Raw genomic sequence first — 24,412 nt, 5'->3', positions numbered from 1 at the left:
TTACATAAATTCGATTACTTTTTCTTACGACGACGTACAATATATTTATCAGATGGCTTGTTGCGCTTTCTTGTCTTAAGACCAAGAGTTGGTTTGCCCCAAGGTGACATTGGTGATTTACGTCCGATTGGTGCGCGTCCTTCACCACCACCATGTGGGTGATCATTAGGGTTCATAACAGAACCACGAACTGTAGGACGAATGCCTTTCCAACGTGAACGACCAGCTTTACCAACTGTAACAAGCTCGTGTTCTAGGTTTCCGACTTGACCGACTGTTGCACGGCAAGTATCAAGAATCATACGCACTTCGCCAGATACCAAACGAACAAGAACATATTTCTCTTCTTTACCTAGGATCTGTGCTTCTGCACCAGCAGAACGTACAAGTTGTCCACCGTGTCCTGGCTTAAGCTCGATGTTATGAATGATTGTACCTACTGGGATGTTCTTAAGTGGAAGTGCATTCCCTGGTTTGATGTCAGCATCAGGGCCTGAAATAATCTCTGTACCCACTGTAACACCTTTAGGTGCAAGGATATAACGTTTTTCACCATCGGCGTAATGAACAAGAGCAATGTTTGCTGTACGGTTTGGATCGTACTCGATAGTAGCAATACGTCCTGGTACTCCGTCTTTATTACGCTTGAAATCGATGATACGATATTTGCGCTTATGACCGCCGCCTTGATGACGAACAGTTAGCCTACCTTGATTATTACGTCCAGCTTTTTTAGGTAGCGGAGCAAGCAACGATTTTTCTGGTTGATCTGTAGTGATATCACTGAAATCCAATGATGACATGTTACGACGGCCATTGGATGTTGGTTTATACTTCTTAATCGCCATGGTTTTTTCCCTCCTTCACTATTGATTCTGGCTTAAACACCTTCGTAGAAGTCTAATTCTTTGCTGTCAGGTGTTAGTGTAACAATAGCTTTTTTACGTTGTGCAGTATAACCCGAATAACGGCCATAGCGTTTGAGTTTACCTTTGTAATTCATCGTGTTTACTTTGGAAACCTTCACGCCGAAGATTTCTTCCACAGCACGTTTAATTTCGGATTTGTTTGAACGACGGTCTACAGAAAAAGTATACTTTTTGTCTGCCATCTGTTCAGTTGAACGTTCTGTAATAATGGGGCGCTTAATAACATCGCGTGGATCTTTCATTATCCAAGCACCTCCTCTAGCTTTTCTGCAGCAGCTTTTGTCAAAATAAGCTTGTTATAGTTAACGACATCTAAAACTGTGACTTGATCTGCTGTTACAAGTTTAACAGTTGGGATGTTTCTCGCCGATAAAGCAGTCGCTTCATGAAGCTCACTTGTCACGATTAATGCTTTTTCATTAATGGATAAGTTGCTAAGCACATTGACGAATTCTTTTGTTTTCGGAGCATCAAGTGTAAGATCATCCAAAACAATGATTTCGTTATCCTTCACTTTAGAAGAAAGCGCTGATTTGATTGCTAAACGACGAACTTTTTTTGGTAACTTAAAGCTATAACTACGTGGAGTTGGCCCGAAGACAACACCGCCGCCTACCCATTGTGGTGAACGAATAGAACCTTGGCGTGCACGACCCGTTCCTTTTTGGCGCCATGGTTTAACGCCTCCGCCTCTTACTGCAGAACGATTCTTAACAGCGTGTGTTCCTTGTCGTAAAGAAGCTTGTTGCATGATAATCGCTTGGTACATCACGTGTTCATTAGGTTCAATACCAAATACGGAGTCCTTTAATTCAATTTCTCCAACATTAGAACCGGATTTATCTAATACTGTTAATTTTGGCATGGAAGCATCCCCCTTTCTTATTTGGCTTCAGCGCTCTTGATCGCGCTTTTGATCGTTAAATAACTCTTTTTCGCGCCTGGCACGTTACCTTTAATAAGCAAAAGATTACGCTCTACGTCCACTTTTACAACTTCAAGGTTTTGCACAGTCACTTGTTCTCCACCCATACGTCCTGGTAGAGCTTTTCCTTTAAAGACGCGCATTGGATCAACCGCCCCCATAGAACCCGGTGCTCTATGATAATGAGAACCGTGGCTCATTGGCCCACGTGATTGATTATGACGCTTGATAGAGCCCTGGAATCCTTTACCTTTGGATTGGCCCGTTACGTCGATAATGTCGCCTTCTTTGAAAATATCAACCTTAACCTCTTGGCCGACTTCATAGTCGTCAAGATTCACATCACGGATTTCCTTGATGAAGCGCTTAGGCGCAGTATTTGCTTTACCAGAATGGCCTTTTTCTGCTTTATTCGTTCTGACTTCTTTCTTATCGTCAAAACCGATTTGTATCGCTTCATAGCCATCGGATTCTACTGTTTTCTTTTGCAAAACAACACTTGGTGCAGCCTCTACTACTGTGACAGCAATGACATCTCCGTTCTCACTGAAGATCTGAGTCATGCCAAGTTTTTTACCTAAGATTCCTTTGGTCATCCGTAACACCTCCTACATTTGTGTATTGTCATGATTATAGTTTTATTTCGATGTCAACGCCGGATGGTAAATCAAGTCTCATGAGTGAATCTACCGTTTGTGGCGTTGGCTCAACGATATCGATCAAACGCTTATGCGTGCGCATTTCGAATTGTTCGCGAGAATCTTTGTACTTGTGAACAGCTCTTAAGATTGTGTAAATAGATTTTTCTGTAGGTAACGGAATTGGTCCTGAAACCTTCGCACCAGAACGTTTAGCCGTTTCTACGATTTTTTCTGCTGATTGGTCTAAAATACGATGATCATAAGCTTTTAAACGAATACGTATTTTTTGTTTTGCCATTTTACTCCCTCCTTTTCGCCCATTTTTATAAATAGACTTGCTCCACGAAAATATCCGCATACACTAGCCATGGCAAAGGGGCCGGGTGTATCCGCAACCTTCCGCATCATTGCTGAAACCAACATTTCCTATTATATAAAAAATATAAGGCAATTGCAACTGTTTTTAGCAGATTCATTAAGTATTTCTCACAAGTTCCAGTAGTGAATTTTCCCCACCAAAACTTTTATCTTATAAAAAAGCCCTCATCACCTTTAATATTCTACATAATGCGTCGATCTCTTTAGCAACATTCCCCCATTATATAGAGTTTTATACCCAATGACAAGACTTTATGGGATTCTCGAATAATAACGTAATTTACTTAATACTCTTAATTATAAAGACTTTAACTTCGGTCTTGTATGATCTAACAAAACAAAGAAAAAAGCACTCTGAGAAGAGTGCTTTTCCTTAAAACAACTTTATTATTGAGTAATTTTAGTAACAACGCCAGCGCCTACAGTACGTCCACCCTCACGGATAGAGAATTTAGTACCTTCTTCGATAGCGATTGGAGCGATAAGTGAAACCTTCATTGATACGTTATCGCCAGGCATTACCATTTCAGTACCTTCTGGAAGTTCGATTGTACCTGTTACATCAGTTGTACGGAAGTAGAACTGAGGACGGTAACCTGTGAAGAATGGCTTATGACGGCCACCTTCTTCTTTTGACAATACGTATACTTCACCTTCAAATTCTTTATGAGCATTTACAGTACCTGGCTTGATTAAAACTTGGCCACGTTCTACTTCTTCACGGTCAACACCACGAAGCAACGCACCAATGTTGTCCCCAGCTTCAGCATAGTCAAGCAATTTACGGAACATTTCTACACCAGTAACAGTAGTCTTTTTGTTTTCTTCATGAAGACCAAGGATTTCAACTTCGTCGCCGACTTTAACTTGACCACGTTCTACACGACCTGTAGCAACCGTACCACGACCAGTGATTGAGAAGACGTCCTCAACAGGCATCATGAATGGTTTGTCTGTGTCACGTTCTGGAGTTGGGATGTACTCATCAACTTGGTTCATTAGCTCAAGAATTTTTTCTTCATAAGCTTCGTCACCCTCAAGTGCTTTAAGAGCAGAACCAGCAACTACTGGTACATCGTCGCCAGGGAATTCATATTCAGTAAGTAGGTCACGTACTTCCATTTCTACTAATTCAAGAAGCTCTTCATCGTCAACCATGTCAACTTTGTTCAAGAAAACAACGATGGAAGGTACACCAACTTGACGAGAAAGTAGAATGTGTTCACGTGTTTGTGGCATTGGGCCATCAGCAGCAGAAACAACTAAGATCGCGCCGTCCATTTGTGCCGCACCAGTAATCATGTTTTTAACATAGTCAGCGTGTCCTGGGCAGTCAACGTGTGCATAGTGACGGTTGTCAGTTTCGTACTCAACGTGAGCAGTTGCGATTGTGATACCGCGTTCTCTTTCTTCTGGAGCACCGTCGATTGAATCATAAGCCATCGCAGTACCGCGGTTAAAACGCTTATGAAGAACAGTTGTAATAGCAGCTGTTAAAGTAGTTTTACCATGGTCAACGTGTCCAATTGTACCAATATTAACGTGTGGTTTAGAACGGTCGAATTTCTCTTTACCCATGAGAAAATTTCCTCCTTTTTATATAACCAATTATTTTTTTAATATGTGATCTAAGATAGGACGATTGCTCGTCTACCCTAGCTTACAATAAACTTATGTGATCAGCAAGAATATTATTGTCCAGTTGCCTTTTTAATAATTTCTTCTGCAATGCTCTTTGGCACTTCTTCATAGTGATCAAAGTGCATGGTGTAAACACCGCGACCTTGTGTGGCTGAACGTAAGGTTGTTGCATAACCGAACATTTCCGAAAGTGGTACAAATGCTTTAACCACTTGGGCACCTGCACGGCTTTCCATACCTTCAACCCGGCCACGACGGCTTGTGATATCACCCATGATGTCACCCAAGTATTCTTCTGGGATAACCACTTCCACTCTCTCGATTGGCTCAAGAATAACAGGATCACACACTTCACGCGCTTTTTTCAAAGCCATAGAAGCAGCGATCTTGAACGCCATTTCGTTAGAGTCGACATCGTGATATGAACCATCATAAAGTGTCGCACGGACATCAATTAATGGATAACCTGCCAGCAAACCATTTGGTAGCGCATCTTTCAAACCTGCTTCAACCGATGGGATGTATTCACGTGGAACAACACCACCAACAATTTTATCAACAAACTCGAAGCCGCCACCCTCTTCAAGAGGTTCAAATTCAATCCATACGTGACCATATTGTCCACGACCACCAGATTGACGTACGAACTTACCTTCAGCTTTACCTGCTTTGCGAATGGTTTCGCGATAGGCAACCTGAGGTGAACCAACATTAGCTTCAACTTTAAATTCACGTTTTAGACGGTCAACAATGATGTCAAGGTGTAACTCACCCATACCAGAGATAATGGTTTGACCGGTTTCTTCGTTTGTTTCAGTTTTAAATGTTGGGTCCTCTTCAGCAAGCTTACCAAGAGCCACTGACATTTTGTCTTGGTCAGCTTTTGTCTTAGGTTCGATTGCTACAGAGATAACTGGATCTGGGAATTCCATGGACTCAAGGATGACATTATCCTTTTCATCACAAAGAGTATCTCCAGTTGATGTATCTTTAAAACCAACTGCCGCTGCAATATCCCCTGAAAAAACCTCTTTGATTTCTTCGCGAGTGTTAGCGTGCATTTGAAGAATACGTCCAAGACGTTCTCTTTTATTCTTTGTAGAGTTCTTCACGTAAGAACCCGCCGTAGCTGTTCCAGAATAAACACGGAAGAAGGTTAACTTACCTACGAATGGATCCGTCATAACCTTAAATGCTAAGGCCGAGAAAGGACCATTATCATCCGCTTTGCGTTCCACTTCCTCTTCGGTACCAGCAATGACACCCTTAATAGCAGGAACATCAAGTGGTGATGGGAGGTAGTCGATAACCGCATCAAGAACAAGCTGAACACCTTTATTTTTGAAGGCCGAACCACAAAGTACTGGGAAGAAGTTAACGCTACAAGTCGCTTTGCGAATTGCAGCTTTGATCTCTTCAACTGTAAGTTCTTCGCCCTCAAGATATTTCATCATAAGCTCTTCATCGAATTCAGCTATCGCTTCGATAAGTTTGTCATGATATTCTTGTGCTTGATCAAGATATTCCTCGGGAATATCTTCAGCTTTAGTACGTGTTCCAAGGTCATCCTCATAGAAATAAGCTTTCATCGTCACTAGATCGATGATGCCCTGAAAATCATCCTCAGCGCCGATTGGCAATTGGATAGGATGTGCATTGGCTTGGAGGCGTTCATGCAATGAATTTGTTGAAAAAAGGAAATCGGCACCGATTTTGTCCATTTTGTTAACAAATACAATACGAGGAACCCCATAAGTTGTGGCCTGACGCCATACAGTTTCTGTTTGTGGCTCAACGCCTGACTGAGCATCAAGAACAGCAACAGCACCATCTAATACACGCAATGAACGTTCAACTTCAACAGTAAAGTCTACGTGTCCTGGTGTATCAATGATGTTGACACGGTGATCATTCCATTGCGCTGTTGTTGCCGCAGATGTAATGGTAATCCCGCGTTCTTGCTCTTGTTCCATCCAGTCCATTTGGGACGCACCTTCATGGGTTTCACCAATTTTGTGAATGCGTCCTGAATAGAAAAGGATGCGTTCTGTCGTGGTCGTTTTACCAGCATCAATGTGCGCCATGATACCAATATTTCTTGTTTTCTCGAGTGAGAAGGCTCTTCCCATTGGTAACTCTCCTTTCTACTGTAAAGTCTATTACCAACGATAGTGTGCGAATGCTTTGTTCGCTTCAGCCATCTTGTGCGTATCTTCACGCTTTTTAACTGCTGAACCTGTGTTATTCGCTGCATCGATGATTTCGTTAGCTAAACGCTCAACCATGGTTTTCTCTCCGCGTAGGCGCGCATAGTTAACTAACCAACGAAGAGCAAGTGTTGTACGACGCTCTGGGCGAACTTCAACTGGTACTTGATAGTTGGAACCACCTACACGTCTTGCACGAACCTCTAATACTGGCATAACGTTCTTGATCGCTTGATCAAAAACCTCCATTGGTTCTTGGTTCGTACGTTCTTTCACAAGATCAAATGCATGATATAAAATCGTTTGTGCCTTACCTTTACGACCATCCTTCATAATGCGGTTGATTAAACGCGTAACCAACTTCGAATTATAAAGCGGATCTGGTAAGACATCACGTTTTTCTACTGGACCTTTACGTGGCATTTAAGATACCCTCCTTTCAAACTGATTCATATATAGAAACTCTAACTTAAGCTTTTGGCTTTTTCGCACCGTATTTTGAACGGCCTTGTTGGCGGTTTTCAACACCGGCAGTATCTAATGCACCACGCACAATGTGATAACGCACACCAGGAAGGTCTTTTACACGGCCTCCACGAATAAGAACAACACTGTGTTCTTGAAGGTTGTGACCAATACCAGGAATATATGCCGTTACCTCAATTCCGTTAGTTAAACGAACACGGGCAATTTTACGCAACGCCGAGTTAGGCTTCTTAGGAGTAATCGTACTAACACGGGTACAAACGCCACGCTTTTGTGGTGAAGATAGATCGTTCATTTTCTTTTCAAGGCTGTTATAGCTCTTGTTAAGCGCTGGTGAGTCAGACTTTTTAATTTTTGAATGACGACCTTTGCGAATCAATTGGTTAATTGTTGGCATTTCGTTTTCCTCCCTTCTTAATATCTTTTACTAGACCCACAGATCCAGGTGAATCATTATCGGGCAAAAAAATGTGCATGGGAAATCCCAAGCTTTGATTATTTTTTAATGGCAACAACCGCTGCACCAACATCAATGCCGCATGCCTTACCAAGTTTTTTCATCGAATCCACAGTAAAAACAGGGACCTGCTTTTCCTCTGCCAAATCTACGACACGACTGGTAATATAAACATCTGCATCAGCAGCAATGACAACTTCTTTGATGCGGTCATCTTTTAATGCCTTTAAAGATTGTTTGGTACCGATAATAATATTGTTATTGGCCTGTGTTACTTTATCATAAGACATTCTTACAGCCCTCCAAAGTAACAAGGGTTCTGGAGCACTCAGTTATAATAACACCGAGCGCTCCTCCTTGTCAATACTAGAAATCAGCTTTCTTGATTCACAAGTTCATCCTCTTGTAGCTCAAGACTTTGTTCCTCTGCTTCGGTAGGTTTTAGAACGCTGATGCGACGATAACGATTCATACCTGTTCCAGCAGGAACCAATTTACCAATGATGACATTTTCCTTCAACCCTAGAAGCTCGTCGCGCTTACCTTTAATCGCAGCATCGGTTAAGACGCGAGTGGTTTCTTGGAAGGAAGCCGCTGATAAGAATGATTCTGTTTCAAGAGATGCCTTTGTAATTCCGAGTAACAATGGGCGACCTGTAGCAGGATTGCCATTGTTTAGGAAGACCTTCTTATTGACTTCTTTAAAGGCCTGGACATCGACTAACGCTCCTGGCAAGACATCTGTGTCTCCAGAATCCACGATGCGAATCTTACGCATCATCTGTCTTACCATAACTTCAACGTGTTTATCACCAATTTCAACACCCTGCATGCGATAAACCTTTTGCACTTCACGTAAAAGGTAAGCTTGAACGCCTTCTACACCAGAGACAACCAACAATTCCTTAGGATCAATAGAACCTTCGTTTAACACCTGTCCTGGTGTTACTGTATCTCCTTCAGCAACTTTCAAACGAGCACCCAAGTTAACATTGTAAGTGCGTGTTTCAATCTCGCCTTGGATAGTGATTTCACGCTTATCCTTTTGTTCAGAAATGTTGGTGACTGTACCTGCAATCTCAGAAATAGTCGCTTGACCTTTAGGATTACGCGCTTCAAAGAGCTCTTGAATCCTTGGAAGACCTTGCGTAATATCGTCACCAGCCACACCACCGGTATGGAAGGTTCTCATGGTTAACTGAGTTCCTGGTTCACCAATGGATTGAGCAGCAATAATACCAACAGCTTCTCCTACTTCTACCTCTGATCCGGTAGCGAGGTTGCGGCCATAACATTTCTTACATACGCCATGCGGAGTATCACACATAAAGACTGAACGTATATTGACTTCTGTAACACCTGCTTCAGTTACAATTCTTGCTTGATCTTCTGTGATGACATCATCTTTGGCAACAAGCAATTCTTTTGTCTCTGGATGGTAGATGTCTTGATTACTTGTACGACCAACTAGACGGTCATATAAGCTTTCAATTTCTTCGTTGCCCTCTTTAATCGCTCTAACCAAAAGGCCACGATCTGTGCCACAGTCATCTTCACGAACGATAACATCTTGGGCAACATCTACGAGACGTCTTGTAAGATAACCTGAGTCAGCCGTTTTGAGCGCAGTATCAGCAAGTCCTTTACGCGCACCGTGTGTTGAAATAAAGTATTCCAAAACGGTAAGTCCTTCTCGGAAGCTTGAGCGAATAGGCAACTCGATAATACGTCCTGAAGGGTTAGCCATCAATCCACGCATCCCCGCCAATTGTGTAAAGTTAGAAGCGTTACCACGCGCTCCAGAATCACTCATCATAAAGATTGGGTTGCGTTTATCCAACGATCCCATGAGTTTTTCTTGAATGGTATCTTTAGCGCCACTCCATATCGAAATGATGCGTTCATAGCGCTCTTCTTCCGTAATCAAACCACGGCGGAACTGCTTCATCACTTTAGTCACTTGTTCTTCAGCTTTTTCTAAGATCTCTTGTTTATCTGGTAAGACAACGATATCAGCGACACCGATCGTTATGCCAGCTTTTGTTGAATAAGCGAAGCCCAATGCTTTCATGCGGTCAAGCATTTTTGAGGTTTCAGTGATTTTAAATCGCTTGAAAACTTCGGCGATAATGTCCCCCAAAATTCCCTTTTTAAATGGTGAGACCTCTTCACGGCTTGCAATTTCCTTCTTAATATCGGTTCCCTTAGGAACAAAATATTTTTCTGGCGTAGCAACCTCTAAGTTATACGTCGTTGGTTCATTAATATACGGGAAGGATTTTGGCAAAATCCGATTGAATACTAACTTACCAACGGTCGTGATTAAATATTGGCTGTTTTGCTCTTCTGTAAATGAAGGGTTATTCAACACTTTCGCAGGAATAGCAATCCGAGAATGCAAGTGCACATAACCGTTATGATAAGCAATCAAGGCTTCATCGGCATTTTTAAAGACCCGACCTTCACCTGTTGCCCCTTTTCTCTCAAGGGTGAGGTAATAGTTACCTAAAACCATATCCTGAGAAGGCGTAACAACCGGTTTTCCATCCTTAGGATTTAGGATGTTTTGGGCAGCAAGCATTAATAATCGGGCTTCTGCCTGAGCTTCTGCAGACAGCGGTACGTGAACGGCCATTTGGTCACCGTCAAAGTCAGCATTATAAGCTGTACAAACGAGTGGGTGTAAACGAATAGCACGTCCTTCAACAAGCGTAGGCTCAAAAGCTTGAATACCTAATCTGTGTAAGGTCGGTGCTCTGTTAAGTAGCACTGGGTGCTCTTTGATAACCTCTTCAAGCACACCCCAAACATCTGGATGTACCTTTTCAACCTTGCGTTTTGCGCTCTTAATATTATGAGCGATGCCTTTATTGACAAGCTCCTTCATTACAAATGGTTTGAAAAGCTCAATAGCCATTTCTTTTGGCAAACCACATTGGTACATGTGTAGGTTTGGTCCTACAACGATAACGGAACGTCCTGAATAGTCAACACGTTTCCCAAGAAGGTTTTGACGGAAACGTCCTTGCTTCCCTTTAAGCATGTGCGAAAGAGATTTCAAAGGACGATTACCAGGCCCAGTTACCGGGCGTCCGCGACGTCCGTTATCAATGAGTGCATCAACCGCTTCTTGAAGCATGCGTTTCTCATTTTGCACAATGATGCTAGGTGCACCTAGATCTAATAATCTTTTAAGTCGGTTGTTTCTATTGATAACCCGACGATACAAATCGTTCAAGTCACTTGTAGCAAAACGACCACCATCAAGCTGAACCATTGGTCTTAACTCTGGTGGAATAATCGGTAGAACCTCTAAAATCATCCAAGATGGATCATTATCGGAATGGCGGAAGGCTTCAATGACCTCCAAGCGCTTGATCGCACGTGTACGTCTTTGGCCTTGTGCTGTGTTCAACTCTTCTTTTAGTAGGTTTGCTTCTTTTTCTAAGTCAATATCTTGAAGCAGCTTTTTAATGGATTCAGCACCCATTCCTGCTTTGAAAGAAGAACCGTATTTTTCACGATAACTTCTGTATTCCTTCTCAGATAATAACTGTTTCTTCTCAAGTGGTGTGTCACCTGTTTCAGTAACGACATAAGAAGCAAAGTAAATGACCTCTTCTAGCGCTCTTGGAGACATGTCTAGTAAAAGACCCATCCGACTTGGAATGCCCTTGAAATACCAAATGTGGGAAACAGGGGCAGCAAGCTCGATATGCCCCATGCGTTCCCTTCTTACCTTTGCACGTGTTACTTCGACGCCACAACGATCACAAACTACGCCTTTATAGCGAACGCGTTTGTATTTACCACAATGACATTCCCAGTCCTTTTGCGGACCAAAAATTCGTTCGCAGAAAAGTCCATCCTTCTCAGGCTTTAGAGTCCGATAGTTTATTGTTTCAGGTTTTTTTACTTCTCCACGTGACCATGAACGAATCTTGTTAGGGGAAGCGAGACCTATTTTCATAAACTCAAATTTATTGACATCCAACAAGGGGGAGACCTCCCTTATATTCCTAGATTATTGGTTGAGTTTCCGATCAAGCATTGACATTTAAATTTTCACTGGTTGTTTCATCTTCATCATCAAGTTCACGAATATCGATTTCTTCTTCATCACTTGATAGGACCTTGACATCCATACCCAAGCTTTGCAATTCCTTAATCAATACTTTAAATGATTCAGGAACCCCTGCTTCTGGTACATTTTCACCTTTGACAATGGCTTCATAGGTTTTCACACGTCCAACGACGTCATCAGATTTTACGGTTAAGATCTCTTGAAGTGTGTAAGCAGCACCGTAAGCCTCAAGCGCCCAAACTTCCATCTCACCAAATCTTTGACCACCGAATTGTGCTTTACCGCCCAATGGCTGTTGAGTAACCAGTGAGTATGGACCGGTAGAACGTGCATGTAACTTATCATCTACCATGTGGGCAAGCTTAATCATGTACATGACACCAACAGATACGCGGTTATCAAACGGTTCACCTGTCCGTCCGTCATAAAGAATGGTCTTACCATCTCTAGGAAGTCCAGCTTCTTCAAGAGTTTCCCAGACATCCTCTTCGCGCGCTCCATCAAATACAGGTGTAGCCACGTGAATACCCAACTGTCTAGCGGCCATTCCTAAATGCAACTCAAGTACCTGACCAATGTTCATACGCGATGGTACACCTAGTGGATTAAGCATGATATCGACAGGTGTTCCATCAGGCATAAATGGCATGTCTTCTTCTGGTAAAATCTTGGATATAACACCTTTGTTACCGTGACGACCAGCCATCTTATCGCCCTCGTGAATTTTTCTCTTTTGAACGATAAAGACGCGAACCAATTGATTGACTCCTGGTGGTAACTCATCGCCATCTTCACGATTGAATATCTTCACATCATGAACAATGCCATCGCCACCATGCGGTACACGCAATGATGTGTCACGCACTTCACGAGCCTTTTCTCCAAAAATAGCATGCAAGAGGCGTTCTTCAGCTGTTAACTCGGTAACACCTTTAGGCGTGACCTTACCAACAAGAATGTCTCCATCTTTAACCTCAGCACCTATACGAATGATGCCACGGCTATCTAGGTTTTTCAGAGCATCCTCACCAACATTGGGGATGTCTCTTGTAATTTCTTCAGGTCCTAGTTTCGTATCACGTGATTCTGATTCATATTCTTCAATATGAACAGACGTATAAACATCGTCTTTAACAAGACGTTCACTCATGATAATCGCATCTTCATAGTTATAACCATTCCATGTCATAAATGCGACGAGCACATTACGGCCGAGTGCAAGCTCGCCCTTTTCCATAGAAGGACCATCGGCAAGAATTTCTCCTTTTACAACGCGGTCCCCTACCGACACAATCGGACGTTGGTTATAACAAGTTCCTTGGTTCGAACGCTCATATTTCAAAAGTTTATATGAAGTAACGTCACCTTCAACTTCCTTACCATCAACCTCTTCGATAGTACGAACACGAACGACATTAGAAGCCACATATTCCACTCTGCCTGGGCGCTTTGCACGAACAGCAGCCCCTGAATCCTGTGCTGATACGTATTCCATACCTGTACCTACAATTGGGGCTTCAGGCTGTAATAACGGAACAGCTTGACGCTGCATGTTCGCTCCCATCAACGCACGGTTAGAGTCATCGTTTTCTAAGAACGGAATACACGCAGTGGCCGCTGAGACGACCTGCTTTGGTGAAACGTCCATGTAATCGATGCGATCCTTAGGAACCACAATATTCTCACCACGGAAACGCGCAATGATAGAATCATTAACGAATGATCCATCTTCATTAAGCAAGGCGTTCGCTTGGGCAACAACATAGTTGTCTTCTTCATCAGCTGTCAAATAATCGATATGTCCTGTCACTTTACCAGTCTCAGGATCGACTCTTCGATAAGGCGTTTCGATAAACCCAAATTTGTTGACCTTAGCATAGGATGATAAAGAGTTAATCAATCCGATGTTCGGTCCCTCCGGCGTTTCAATCGGACACATGCGACCGTAGTGTGAATAGTGAACGTCACGCACTTCAAAACCTGCGCGTTCACGAGTAAGACCACCTGGTCCTAAAGCAGATAAACGACGTTTATGTGTCAATTCAGCTAATGGATTGGTTTGATCCATGAACTGAGAAAGCTGAGAGCTTCCGAAAAATTCTTTGATTGATGCAATGACAGGGCGAATATTGATCAACGCCTGCGGCGTAATAGAATTCGTATCCTGAATGGACATCCTTTCGCGGATAACACGTTCCATCCGCGACAAACCAATTCTAAATTGGTTTTGTAACAGCTCACCAACTGATCTTAATCTACGATTTCCTAGATGATCGATATCATCTGTATCTCCAACGTTATGCAAAAGATTAAAGAAATAGCTAACGGAGGCAATAATATCAGACGGAGTAATATGCTTAATTTTTTCAGAAACACCACCGTTACCGATGACTTTTAAGACATTTTCACCATCTTCATCATCAGGAGCAAAGATGCTAATGGATTGAAGGGTAATTTCTTGACCTTCAACCACTCCAGTTGTGGGGGTATATTGACCGAAGCCCAATTTGGCCTCAATTACAGGAAGTAACCGATCCAGCGTACGGCGATCGAGCAACGTACCTTCTTCAGCAAGCACCTCGCCCGTTTCAGGGTCCACAAGTTTTTCGGCCAGCTTCTGGTTAAACAGACGATTTTTTATATGAAGCTTTTTATTAATCTTGTAACGTCCAACGTTAGCAAGATCATATCTTTTAGGATCGAAGAATCGGGTTTCTAACAAACTCTTCGCATTATCCACTGTAGGTGGTTCACCTGGACGGAGACGTTCATAAATTTCAATTAATGCCTTATCTGTCCCATCCGTATTATCTTTTTCAAGAGTATTTCTGAGATACTCATCTTCGCCAATCAAATCAATGATTTCTTGATCAGAACCAAACCCCAAAGCCCTTAACAATACTGTTATCGGCAATTTTCTGGTACGATCGATACGGACATAGACAACATCTTTTGCATCCGTTTCAAATTCTAACCACGCACCACGGTTTGGAATGACAGTCGCGGTATAACCTTTTTTACCGTTCTTGTCAAACTTTGGATTGAAGTATACACTTGGAGATCTCACAAGCTGTGAAACAATGACACGCTCAGCACCATTAATAATAAAGGTACCCGCTTCAGTCATTAATGGGAAATCACCCATAAAAACCTCTTGTTCCTTAACTTCGCCCGTCTCCTTATTAATGAGTCGGACTTTTACACGCAAAGGCGCTGCATATGTAACATCGCGCTCCTTTGACTCATCGACGCTGTACTTTGGATCACCCAAACTATAGTCGACAAATTCCAGCATAAGGTTTCCGGTAAAATCTTCAACCGGTGAAATGTCTTGGAACATTTCACGAATGCCCTCATCAAGAAATTCTTGATACGACGACGTTTGGATTTCAATAAGATCGGGGAGCTCCAAAACTTCCTTAATTCGAGCATAGCTCCTGCGTTGGCGGTGGCGTCCGTATTGTACGAGTTGACCTGTCAACTAATTCACCCCTCAATACATACATATTGAAAACCGGCAAACAAAAAGTTTCCCGTTAAATAACACATTTTTAAGTATTTTTTCCAAATCTCTAAAAAAATAAACACAACTATTTTTTTAGTTAGATTGGCATTTAATTATAATATCATAATCAAATAGACGCGTCAATGTTTTTTGCCTTTATAATAAAATAACCTTTCTTTTTCACCACAACCTCCACCTCACCAAAAAGTGTTTTTAACTTTTCTAACGTTGAAGGCGCACCTTGCTTCTTCTGAATAACGACCCAAAGCTCACCATCTCTAAGCAATCGCGCTTTGGCCCCTTCAAAAATATCAAAAACAACCTGCTTCCCTGCGCGAATTGGAGGGTTTGTCACAATAAGAGCATAGCGCCCTTCTTCTACCTTTTCATAAAGGTTACTCTGTAAGACTTCGGCATTGACATGATTGATCCGGCAATTCATCCGAGCCAAATCAACCGCTCTTTCATTAATGTCGATCAAGGTGACTTGACGATTCTGCCACAAACGCGCAATGGTTATTCCTATCGCCCCATAGCCACACCCAACATCTAGAACAGGTCCTTTTACGTCGGGTAGTTCTAATGATTCAATGAGTAAACGCGAACCAAAATCCACTTCAGTTTTGGAAAAAACACCTCTATCACCGTTAAAGACGAATGTTTCACCCTTGAGTTTTGTCTGGAATTGTCTCGGTTGACTTTCTGAGTTCGGACTTTCGGAGTAATAATGATCACTCATTCTGTTCCCCCCAATAAGGTGAAATAAAAGCTTGTCACTTTAAGGAAGTCACGAAGCAGCTAGAGGATAGAGCAATTGTTGCGATCTCAACACCTTTTACACCAACGCCCTAATCGCTTAAGCGCCCGGCATCTTTTTAGTGGAAAAAAGCCCGCAAAAAGGCGGGCTTTTAATTCCTACTATTTTAATTCGATGGTTGCGCCAACTTCTTCAAGCTTGCCTTTGAGTTCTTCTGCTTCCTCTTTAGCAACGCCTTCTTTGATTGGCTTTGGAGCATTGTCAACAAGTTCTTTAGCATCTTTCAAGCCAAGACCAGTGATTTCGCGAACCACTTTGATGACTTTAATTTTTGAGCTACCAGCGTCAGCAAGAACAATATCAAATTCGCTTTGTTCTTCAGCGCCACCAGCGGCACCTGCTCCACCTTGGACAGCAACTGGAGCTGCAGCAGTTACACCAAATTCTTCTTCGATTGCTTTAACTAAATCGTTAAGCTCTAATACTGACATTTCTTTTATCGCACTAATGATTTCTTCTTTACTCATTATTAGATCCTCCTTAATAAGTTAGGTGATTAAGCACCTTGTTCTTCTTTTTGTTCAGCAACAGCTTTTGTAGCCAATGCAAAATTGCGGATTGGAGCTTGAAGCACGCTGAGTACCATAGAAAGCAATCCTTCACGAGATGGCAATTCAGCCAACGCCTTGATTTGATCAACGCTAGCGACTGAACCTTCAACAACGCCAGTTTTAATTTCTAGGTTTTCGTGCTCTTTTGCAAATGAATGGATAATCTTTGCTGGACCAACAACATCTTCTGTGCTGAAAGCAACAGCAGTTGGGCCGACAAGATATTCATCCAAATCAGTTAATTCCGTTTCAGCAGTCGCACGACGAATCAATGTGTTTTTATAAACTTTGAATTCAATGCCAGCTTCACGTAACTGTTTGCGAAGTTCTGTTACTTCATCAACATTAAGCCCACGATAATCTACAACAATTGTTGAAACGCTATTTTTTAGCTTTTCAGCGATTTCTTGTACAACCTGTTGTTTCTTTTCGATTATTGCGCTCACACTTCCACCTCCTAATCGGAACATGTTGCCTGAGGCATTATCAAAAAACGCCCTCATGTCATAGACACGAAGGCGTATTAATCCGGACATCAAAAATACCGAACGATCAATTCTTCACCTCGGCAGGAAATTAAGCGAATCCTCGCACCTGCTGTCTATGGCTGTTCCATATATTGTTTAACCAGCACTTATCATACTGGATAATATACTTTGTTGTCAAGCTTTTTATTTAGCTGGAGTAGCAACTTTCACACCAGGACCCATCGTTGATGAAATCGCGATGTTTTTAACATAGGTGCCTTTAGATGCCGCCGGCTTCGCCTTAATAATAGCATCCATAAGTGCTGTGAAGTTCTCTGCAAGTTCTTTTTCACCAAAAGATACTTTACCAATCGGTGCATGAACATTACCGTCTTTGTGTGCACGGTACTCAACTTTACCAGCCTTGATCTCATTAACAGCTTTGGCAACATCCATTGTCACTGTACCTGTTTTTGGGTTAGGCATGAGGCCTTTTGGTCCCAATACCCGACCAAGCTTACCGACTTCAGGCATCATATCTGGTGTAGCAACGATCACATCGAATTCAAACCACCCTTGGTTGATCTGATTGATATAATCTGATTCACCAACATAATCCGCACCGGCCGCTTCGGCTTCTTTTGCCTTTTCACCTTTCGCAAGAACAAGCACGCGTTGACTTTTACCTGTTCCGTGTGGCAAAACAACCGCCCCACGTACTTGTTGGTCGTTTTTACGTGTATCAACACCCAAACGCACAGCAATATCAACAGATTCATCAAACTTGGCAGAAGCTGCTTCTTTTACTAATTTGATTGCTTCTTCAATACTATAAGTTGTTTGGCGATCCACTTTTTTGGATGCCTCAATATAACGTTTACCTTTTTTAGCCATTATAGCTTCCTCCTTTTGTGGTATTAACGGTTTGACCTCCCACCTTAAAACAAGGTTGCGAGCTTCGAACCCGCAACCCCTATAAACGACATGCGTTAGTCTTCAATAACAATACCCATGCTTCTCGCTGTACCTTCAACCATGCGCATAGCCGCTTCAACATCAGCTGCGTTAAGGTCGGGCATTTTAAGTTCAGCAATTGCGCGTACTTTGTCACGTTTGACAGTAGCGACTTTATTACGGTTTGGCTCTCCTGAACCAGATTCAATGCCTGCTTCTTTTTTAAGAAGTACAGCAGCTGGTGGAGTTTTCGTGATAAATGTAAATGAACGGTCTTCAAATACCGAAATTTCAACCGGAATAATCATGCCTGCTTGATCTGATGTTTGAGCGTTAAACTCTTTACAGAATCCCATGATATTGATACCTGCTTGACCAAGTGCTGGTCCTACTGGTGGTGCTGGATTGGCTTTACCTGCAGGAATTTGTAACTTTACAATTTTAATGACTTTTTTAGCCACGAGACACACCTCCTTAGTCCGTGATGTGGTACGGGGTTGTCCCCTCCCACTCTATCTCGCCTGCTTATAGGGCGTTCGGTAAACCATTTAAATACGACAATACCCTAAAAAACCATGAAGTATTGTCACAAACATAAAAAGTATACAATTTTATGAGCAATAACGCAAGGGCTTATTAGATTTTTTCTATCTGACCAAAATCTAATTCAACAGGCGTTTCGCGCCCAAACATGTTGACATGAACCCTGATTTTTTCTTTTTCAAAATCGATATCTTCAATGGTCCCAACGAAATCGGCAAACGGCCCTTCTTTAACTTTGACTTGTTCCTTAATCTCAAAGTCGACTTCTGTTTTCTTTTCTTTTAGACCCATTTGCTTCAAAATAGCATCCGCTTCTTCTGGTAAAAGCGGCGTAGGCTTAGACCCCGCACCAGCAGATCCTACAAACCCTGTTACTCCAGGCGTGTTGCGGACAACATACCATGAATCATCTGTCATGATCATCTCGGTCAAGACATACCCCGGAAACACTTTCTTCATTGCTGTTTTTTTCTGACCATTTTTCATTTCCGTCTCCTCTTCCATAGGAACGAGTATACGGAAAATTTTATCGGTCATACCCATTGTTTCGACGCGCTTTTCGAGATTTGTTTTGACTTTATTTTCGTATCCCGAATAGGTGTGGACAACGTACCAATTTTTTTCCATAAACAAAAAAATCCTTTCCTTAAACACCTTATTCCCTAACCATCTATAGCATTACGAAGTGCCAAAATGCCTCATCTATCGGCTCTACGTTTAATCTGTAATTAAATCCAGGATTTTAGACACACCTAAATCTACTAAAGCAAAGAAAATAGCTAAAATGACGACGGTAACAAGAACAGTAATCGTATAACTCACCAATTCTTTGCGCGTGGGCCATTTTACCTTTTTTAATTCGCTAAAAACATTCCGAAAAAATTGGTTTGATTTTTTTAAAACGCCTGCCATAACCAATGCCCTCCAACATCCACGATGCTGTAATAAACTACTTGGTTTCTCGATGGATGGTATGTTTATTACAACGTCCACAAAATTTCTTTACTTCGATGCGCTCAGTCTGCTTTTGTGTATTCTTCGTAGTCGTATAATTTCTCTGCTTGCAAACCTCACAAGCTAGAATCGCTTTTTTTCGCATTTTGGCACCTTTTCTAGATAATAAAACTGGTAATAGCTTGTTAAACTTTATCACAGCTAAGCAAAGGCTGTCAACGCGGCTGCGTCTTGACCTTTAGTTTTTACAGGCTGATTTCCTTGACCTCTAAGTAACGCTCAAGCTTTCTTTTGACTCTCTGCAACGCATTATCTATAGACTTGACATGCCGCTTTAAATCGACAGAGATTTCTTGATAAGATCTGCCATCCAAATATAGCATTAATACTTTACGCTCTAAGTCACTTAAAATTTCGGACATTTTGACTTCGATATCATCATGCTTTTCTTGATTAATGATCATCTCCATGGGGTCAGCTCCTCTAGAGCCACAGATCACATCTAATAGCGTTCGATCGGATTCTTCATCAAAAATGGGCTTATCCAAAGACACGTAGGAATTGAGAGGAATGTGTTTTTGACGAGTGGCTGTTTTGACAGCGGTAATCATTTGGCGGGTGATGCAAAGCTCTGCAAAGGCTCTAAACGTTGATAGCTTGTCCCCTTTGTAATCACGAATCGCCTTGTAAAGACCGATCATCCCTTCCTGAATCACATCTTCTCGATCGGCTCCAATCAAAAAGTAGGATTTGGCCTTGGCACGGACAAAATTTTTGTACTTATTAATCATGTATTCTAGAGCTTGCAGATCTCCTTCTTGAACACATTTGACCACATCATCGTCTTCCATCGCTCTATACCTGATCTCGTTAGCTTCTACTTCCAAACTCACAAAAATCCCCCCGAGCGTAAACAAGCCTAATATACCACCTATTGTACAACAAAATATTTTGAATCGTCAACAAATTACTGCCCGCGTCGCCATTTCTCAAACTGTTTTTTAATATCTTCACTAAAGGTTATTGTCGATCGCTTTTGTTGCTGCTGTTGCTGCACAACCCTTGCAGTGATTTGTCGATCGATATGCTGCATTTCATTGTAGAGCTCTCGCGCTGATTTTCGAAGTGCGCCTTGAGAAAAAACAGTCCACTGCTCCGTGTAATCCGAAGTGGCAACATAGATTTGTGTTTTTATATTTTTTAAGACAGAAACGAGCTTCTCAATTCTCTCATCAGCCGTTTCCTTTTCTCTTGTATAAATCACTTCTACCTGATATTGCTTCACCTTTGTCTCGATTCCTGGCACAAAATGAGCATCGAACACAACAATCACACGCATCCCTGTATACGCCTTATATTCTGACATCCTGTCAATCAGCCGATCTCGTGCTGCAGCAAAATCATCCTGCTTCTTCAAGGCTTGGAGGTCCGGCCAAGCACCGATAATATTATAGCCATCCACTAGGAGCACATCCATGATTATTTTTCTCCTGTTAAATGGCGCTGATCAAAGATCTCATACATCAAAAGCGCTGCAGCTACGGATGCGTTTAAAGATGTCACATGTCCACGCATAGGAATGCTCACCAAATAATCACACTTTTCCCGAATGAGTCGTGATATGCCTTTCCCCTCATTACCAATGACCATGCATAAAGGGACATCGGTTGTCATTTGTTTGAAGCTTTGCTCTGCCTCCGCAGCAGTGCCAACAAACCATACCCCTCGCTCCTTTAACTTGTCCATTGTGCGCGCAAGATTCGTCACGCGCGCCACAGGAATATGCTCGATGGCCCCTGTAGAGGCCTTCGCTACAGTTAATGTTAAACCAACCGCGCGATTTTTCGGTATAATCACACCATGCGCTCCAACTGCATCTGCCGTTCTTAATACAGATCCTAAGTTATGTGGATCTTCCAGCCCATCTAGCACTATGAAAAATGGGAGCTCTCCCTTAGCTTCGGCACGTTCAAACAACGTGTCAATGCTTGCATATTGATGAGCAGCTACGGATGCCACAATACCTTGATGCGAGCTCGTACCGGCCAACTGATCAAGCTTCTGCTTTGGAACAAATTGAAACTTAATCTTACTTTCTTTTATTGTTTTAAGTACTTTAGGGTCAAATCCCTTGCTCTTCTCGTTGATCCAAATTTTATTAATTTCACGTCCGCTCGTCAGTGCTTCTGTAACAGGATGTCGTCCAATAATGAACTCATTTGTTGACTTTTCCACGGTTCAGCCCTCCTTCCTCTTCTTGAAATTGGTACATATTATCCATAAGAAACTGAATTCTATCTGATTGATCCAAAAAATAAAGATAACCAATCAAGGCTTCAAAAGCTGTGCTGTAGCGATAGGTCTGAACATCTGTATGTTTCGGTTTTGTGTAGGACTTGGCATTTCGTCCACGCTTGATGACTTGTTCTTCTTCCTCAGTGAGAATGCGATGATCCATCAGATAGAACAAATAGGAAGCCTGAGCTTTGGCGGACACATAGTCAATCGCATGCTCATGAAGCTTTTTAGGCTTAACATGACCATGATCGATAAGATGGTGACGCACATGGAGTTCAATCACTGCATCCCCCATATACGCCAATGCCAAACTATTGATTTGTTTCACATCTTCCTTTGTTTTACTCATTCACAAGCGCCCTTTTCCAACGAACTCCTTGAGGTGTATCCTCTAGAACAATGCCTTTTTCCTTCAATGCATCACGGATGCTATCCGCCGTTTGAAAGTCACGAGTTTTCCTTGCCGCTTCTCGTCGTTCAATCAGCTGTTCAATCTCTTCGTCTAACAAGACAGCTTGCTTTAGCTCAAATCCTAACACCCCTGTCAATTCATCAAATAAATCAATGAACCGTTGCAAAAGGTCTCTTGAAGAATTATCCGCCTGCATCACTTTATTTGCTTCCTTGGCAGCATCAAACAAAACAGATATAGCATTAGCTGTATTAAAGTCATCATCCATTTCTTTTATAAAGCGCGCTTTTAGCTCAGCAATGGTTTCTTTGTATGCGTCAGTTGTCTCCGCATCTAATAGATCCGCACTCACTTCCAAGCGGTGTAAGAGATTATTATAGGTAGTACGCAGACGATCAAAGGCTTGTTCAGCCCCTTTAAGCAAATCATCACTAAAATTAATGGGATGACGATAGTGAACCGTCTGAATAAAAAAGCGTACGACATTAGGATCATACTGCCGAACCAAATCATGAACCAGAATCACATTTCCAAGTGATTTCGACATTTTTTCGTTGTTGATCCGTATATACCCATTATGCATCCAATAATTAGCCATCGTTTCATCATGTAAAGCTTCGGATTGCGCAATTTCATTTTCATGATGTGGAAATGCAAGGTCTTGACCGCCAGCATGAATATCTATAGTGTTTCCTAAATATTTTTCAACCATTGCCGAGCACTCAATATGCCAGCCTGGTCTCCCCTCTCCCCAAGGGCTTTCCCATTTGATCTCGCCAGGCTTTGCCGTCTTCCAAAGGGTGAAATCCAAAGGATCCTCCTTGTGCTCACCAATCTCTATACGCGCCCCCACCTTGAGCTCATCGATAGATTGCTGCGAGAGCTTTCCATAGCCATTAAAGCGTTTTGTTCGAAAATAAACATCGCCACCCGATTCGTAAGCATAACCCTTTTCTATCAAGCGTTCAATAAACAGGATAATCTCATCCATCGTTTCCGTCGCTCTTGGATGAATATCAGCTTCCTTAACATGGAGTGCATGCACATCCTCTTTATAGGCTCCGATAAAGCGCTCAGCAATATCTAATACACTTTCTCCACGTTCTTTAGATGCATTAATCAAACGATCATCAACATCTGTAAAATTAGATACATATAATACATCATAACCAATATATTCTAAATAACGACGGACCGTATCAAATGCGACAGCAGGACGGGCATTGCCTATGTGAATATAATTATAGACCGTTGGACCGCAGACATACATTTTAACCTTGCCCTCTTCAATGGGCTTAAAAATCTCTTTTTGTCGAGTAAGCGAATTATAAACTTTTAGTGTCACTGACTTCACGCCCTTCCTTTAACCGTTCAATTTCTTGCTTTAACCATTTGATTTCCTCTTCCATTTGGTAGCATTTTTCATTCACTGGATCAGGTAAATCTCTATGGTTCAAATCTCTTCTGACCTTCATGCCATTTTGCCGGACAATCTGTCCAGGGATTCCCACTACAGTCGAATTGGCTGGAACATCCTTTAATACTACAGATCCAGCACCAACCTTCACATTATCGCCTAGGGTTATAGAGCCTAATACCTTAGCTCCCGAAGCAATGAGAACATTATTGCCTAGTGTTGGATGCCGCTTGCCTTTTTCCTTACCTGTTCCACCAAGGGTCACTCCTTGAAACAATGTGACATCATCACCAATTTCACAGGTTTCCCCAATCACGACACCCATTCCATGATCTATAAAGAAACGACGACCGATTTTTGCACCAGGATGAATTTCAATCCCTGTTAGAAATCGGCTAAATTGCGAGATCGCTCGTGCAATAAATACCGCTTTACGATTATAAAACCAATGCGCTAACCGATGCGCCCAAATCGCATGTAATCCCGAATAAGTCAATATAATCTCTAACGAATGACGGGCTGCTGGATCCTGATCAAACACGACAGCCAGATCCTCACGCAAACGCTTGAACACGCGCTGCGTCACCTCCTTATTAATTAGAAAACTTAGCTTTCGTCCACTTTTGCACCTCTGATGTGCCAGAAGATCACGTATAATTAAGTTCGCAAAAATAGAAAAGAGGAAAAGCCATCGGCAACTCCGAATAGGTAAGTGACCAAACAAAACCCAACAAGGAGTTGAAACG

The 24,412-nt window shown here is 42.1% G+C and carries 26 protein-coding genes and 1 other annotated feature; all 26 genes read right to left on the bottom strand.

The window, feature by feature from the left end:
• Positions 1–14: 14 nt before the first annotated feature.
• Entirely contained in the window at positions 15–848 is an 834-nt protein-coding gene (gene rplB / locus IEW82_RS18010) for a 50S ribosomal protein L2 (RefSeq protein WP_188698170.1), read from the bottom strand.
• A gap of 32 nt (positions 849–880) precedes the next feature.
• Positions 881–1,171: a 50S ribosomal protein L23 gene (gene rplW, locus IEW82_RS18005; protein ID WP_188698167.1), complete on the bottom strand. Its 291-nt coding sequence runs from the start codon at positions 1,169–1,171 to the stop codon at positions 881–883.
• Positions 1,171–1,794 carry a 50S ribosomal protein L4 gene (gene rplD / locus IEW82_RS18000; RefSeq protein WP_188698164.1) on the bottom strand — a complete coding sequence of 208 codons (624 nt, stop codon included), beginning with the start codon at positions 1,792–1,794 and terminating at the stop codon, positions 1,171–1,173. Before rplD ends, rplW begins: the two co-directional genes overlap by 1 nt.
• 17 nt (positions 1,795–1,811) lie before the next feature.
• Positions 1,812–2,450, bottom strand: coding sequence for a 50S ribosomal protein L3 (gene rplC, locus IEW82_RS17995; RefSeq protein WP_188698161.1), 639 nt, complete (start codon positions 2,448–2,450; stop codon positions 1,812–1,814).
• A 34-nt stretch (positions 2,451–2,484) separates the two neighbouring features.
• Positions 2,485–2,793: a 30S ribosomal protein S10 gene (rpsJ, locus tag IEW82_RS17990; RefSeq protein WP_188698158.1), complete on the bottom strand. Its 309-nt coding sequence runs from the start codon at positions 2,791–2,793 to the stop codon at positions 2,485–2,487.
• Positions 2,794–3,260: 467 nt separating this feature from the next.
• Complete coding sequence (gene tuf / locus IEW82_RS17985) at positions 3,261–4,451, bottom strand: elongation factor Tu (protein WP_188698155.1); 1,191 nt, start codon at positions 4,449–4,451, stop codon at positions 3,261–3,263.
• Positions 4,452–4,564: 113 nt separating this feature from the next.
• The gene (gene fusA / locus IEW82_RS17980; RefSeq protein WP_188698152.1) at positions 4,565–6,643 is read right to left on the bottom strand and encodes an elongation factor G; all 2,079 of its coding nucleotides are present in this window, start codon (positions 6,641–6,643) and stop codon (positions 4,565–4,567) included.
• A 30-nt stretch (positions 6,644–6,673) separates the two neighbouring features.
• On the bottom strand, positions 6,674–7,144 hold the full coding sequence (gene rpsG / locus IEW82_RS17975) for a 30S ribosomal protein S7 (RefSeq protein ID WP_188698149.1): 471 nt from the start codon (positions 7,142–7,144) through the stop codon (positions 6,674–6,676).
• Positions 7,145–7,190: 46 nt separating this feature from the next.
• Positions 7,191–7,604 carry a 30S ribosomal protein S12 gene (gene rpsL, locus IEW82_RS17970; RefSeq protein ID WP_188698146.1) on the bottom strand — a complete coding sequence of 138 codons (414 nt, stop codon included), beginning with the start codon at positions 7,602–7,604 and terminating at the stop codon, positions 7,191–7,193.
• A gap of 98 nt (positions 7,605–7,702) precedes the next feature.
• Positions 7,703–7,954, bottom strand: a complete 252-nt coding sequence (locus IEW82_RS17965; protein WP_188698142.1) for a 50S ribosomal protein L7ae-like protein — start codon at positions 7,952–7,954, stop codon at positions 7,703–7,705.
• Positions 7,955–8,037: 83 nt separating this feature from the next.
• Positions 8,038–11,661, bottom strand: coding sequence for a DNA-directed RNA polymerase subunit beta' (gene rpoC / locus IEW82_RS17960; protein ID WP_188698139.1), 3,624 nt, complete (start codon positions 11,659–11,661; stop codon positions 8,038–8,040).
• A 46-nt stretch (positions 11,662–11,707) separates the two neighbouring features.
• Positions 11,708–15,229, bottom strand: a complete 3,522-nt coding sequence (rpoB, locus tag IEW82_RS17955) for a DNA-directed RNA polymerase subunit beta (RefSeq protein ID WP_188698136.1) — start codon at positions 15,227–15,229, stop codon at positions 11,708–11,710.
• A 151-nt stretch (positions 15,230–15,380) separates the two neighbouring features.
• Positions 15,381–15,992 (bottom strand): class I SAM-dependent methyltransferase, encoded by a 612-nt coding sequence (locus IEW82_RS17950; RefSeq protein ID WP_188698133.1) that lies wholly within the window; start codon positions 15,990–15,992, stop codon positions 15,381–15,383.
• 179 nt (positions 15,993–16,171) lie between these two features.
• Positions 16,172–16,537, bottom strand: a complete 366-nt coding sequence (rplL, locus tag IEW82_RS17945) for a 50S ribosomal protein L7/L12 (RefSeq protein ID WP_188698130.1) — start codon at positions 16,535–16,537, stop codon at positions 16,172–16,174.
• 29 nt (positions 16,538–16,566) lie between these two features.
• Complete coding sequence (gene rplJ / locus IEW82_RS17940) at positions 16,567–17,067, bottom strand: 50S ribosomal protein L10 (protein WP_188698127.1); 501 nt, start codon at positions 17,065–17,067, stop codon at positions 16,567–16,569.
• Between the two features lie 33 nt (positions 17,068–17,100).
• Positions 17,101–17,246, bottom strand: a sequence feature (ribosomal protein L10 leader region).
• Between the two features lie 46 nt (positions 17,247–17,292).
• Entirely contained in the window at positions 17,293–17,982 is a 690-nt protein-coding gene (gene rplA, locus IEW82_RS17935) for a 50S ribosomal protein L1 (protein ID WP_188698124.1), read from the bottom strand.
• Between the two features lie 95 nt (positions 17,983–18,077).
• Entirely contained in the window at positions 18,078–18,503 is a 426-nt protein-coding gene (rplK, locus tag IEW82_RS17930) for a 50S ribosomal protein L11 (RefSeq protein ID WP_188698121.1), read from the bottom strand.
• A gap of 175 nt (positions 18,504–18,678) precedes the next feature.
• Entirely contained in the window at positions 18,679–19,212 is a 534-nt protein-coding gene (gene nusG, locus IEW82_RS17925; protein WP_188698118.1) for a transcription termination/antitermination protein NusG, read from the bottom strand.
• Positions 19,213–19,302: 90 nt separating this feature from the next.
• The gene (gene secE / locus IEW82_RS17920) at positions 19,303–19,497 is read right to left on the bottom strand and encodes a preprotein translocase subunit SecE (RefSeq protein ID WP_188698115.1); all 195 of its coding nucleotides are present in this window, start codon (positions 19,495–19,497) and stop codon (positions 19,303–19,305) included.
• Between the two features lie 37 nt (positions 19,498–19,534).
• Positions 19,535–19,684 (bottom strand): 50S ribosomal protein L33, encoded by a 150-nt coding sequence (gene rpmG, locus IEW82_RS17915; RefSeq protein ID WP_188698112.1) that lies wholly within the window; start codon positions 19,682–19,684, stop codon positions 19,535–19,537.
• A 100-nt stretch (positions 19,685–19,784) separates the two neighbouring features.
• Positions 19,785–20,405, bottom strand: a complete 621-nt coding sequence (sigH, locus tag IEW82_RS17910; RefSeq protein ID WP_373285740.1) for an RNA polymerase sporulation sigma factor SigH — start codon at positions 20,403–20,405, stop codon at positions 19,785–19,787.
• A gap of 101 nt (positions 20,406–20,506) precedes the next feature.
• Entirely contained in the window at positions 20,507–21,016 is a 510-nt protein-coding gene (locus IEW82_RS17905; protein WP_188698109.1) for an NYN domain-containing protein, read from the bottom strand.
• 2 nt (positions 21,017–21,018) lie between these two features.
• Positions 21,019–21,774: a 23S rRNA (guanosine(2251)-2'-O)-methyltransferase RlmB gene (rlmB, locus tag IEW82_RS17900; protein WP_188698106.1), complete on the bottom strand. Its 756-nt coding sequence runs from the start codon at positions 21,772–21,774 to the stop codon at positions 21,019–21,021.
• Positions 21,755–22,186, bottom strand: coding sequence for a Mini-ribonuclease 3 (locus tag IEW82_RS17895; RefSeq protein ID WP_188698103.1), 432 nt, complete (start codon positions 22,184–22,186; stop codon positions 21,755–21,757). The genes rlmB and IEW82_RS17895 overlap by 20 nt, the downstream gene beginning before the upstream one ends.
• Positions 22,179–23,594, bottom strand: a complete 1,416-nt coding sequence (gene cysS, locus IEW82_RS17890) for a cysteine--tRNA ligase (RefSeq protein WP_188698099.1) — start codon at positions 23,592–23,594, stop codon at positions 22,179–22,181. Before cysS ends, IEW82_RS17895 begins: the two co-directional genes overlap by 8 nt.
• On the bottom strand, positions 23,575–24,240 hold the full coding sequence (cysE, locus tag IEW82_RS17885) for a serine O-acetyltransferase (RefSeq protein WP_188698096.1): 666 nt from the start codon (positions 24,238–24,240) through the stop codon (positions 23,575–23,577). Before cysE ends, cysS begins: the two co-directional genes overlap by 20 nt.
• Positions 24,241–24,412 lie beyond the last annotated feature (172 nt).

The organism is Pullulanibacillus camelliae (assembly GCF_014642655.1).
GTDB lineage: Bacteria > Bacillota > Bacilli > Bacillales > Sporolactobacillaceae > Pullulanibacillus > Pullulanibacillus camelliae.
Note: the sequence above shows the minus strand (reverse complement) of the source record. Positions and strands in the feature narration are given on the sequence as shown.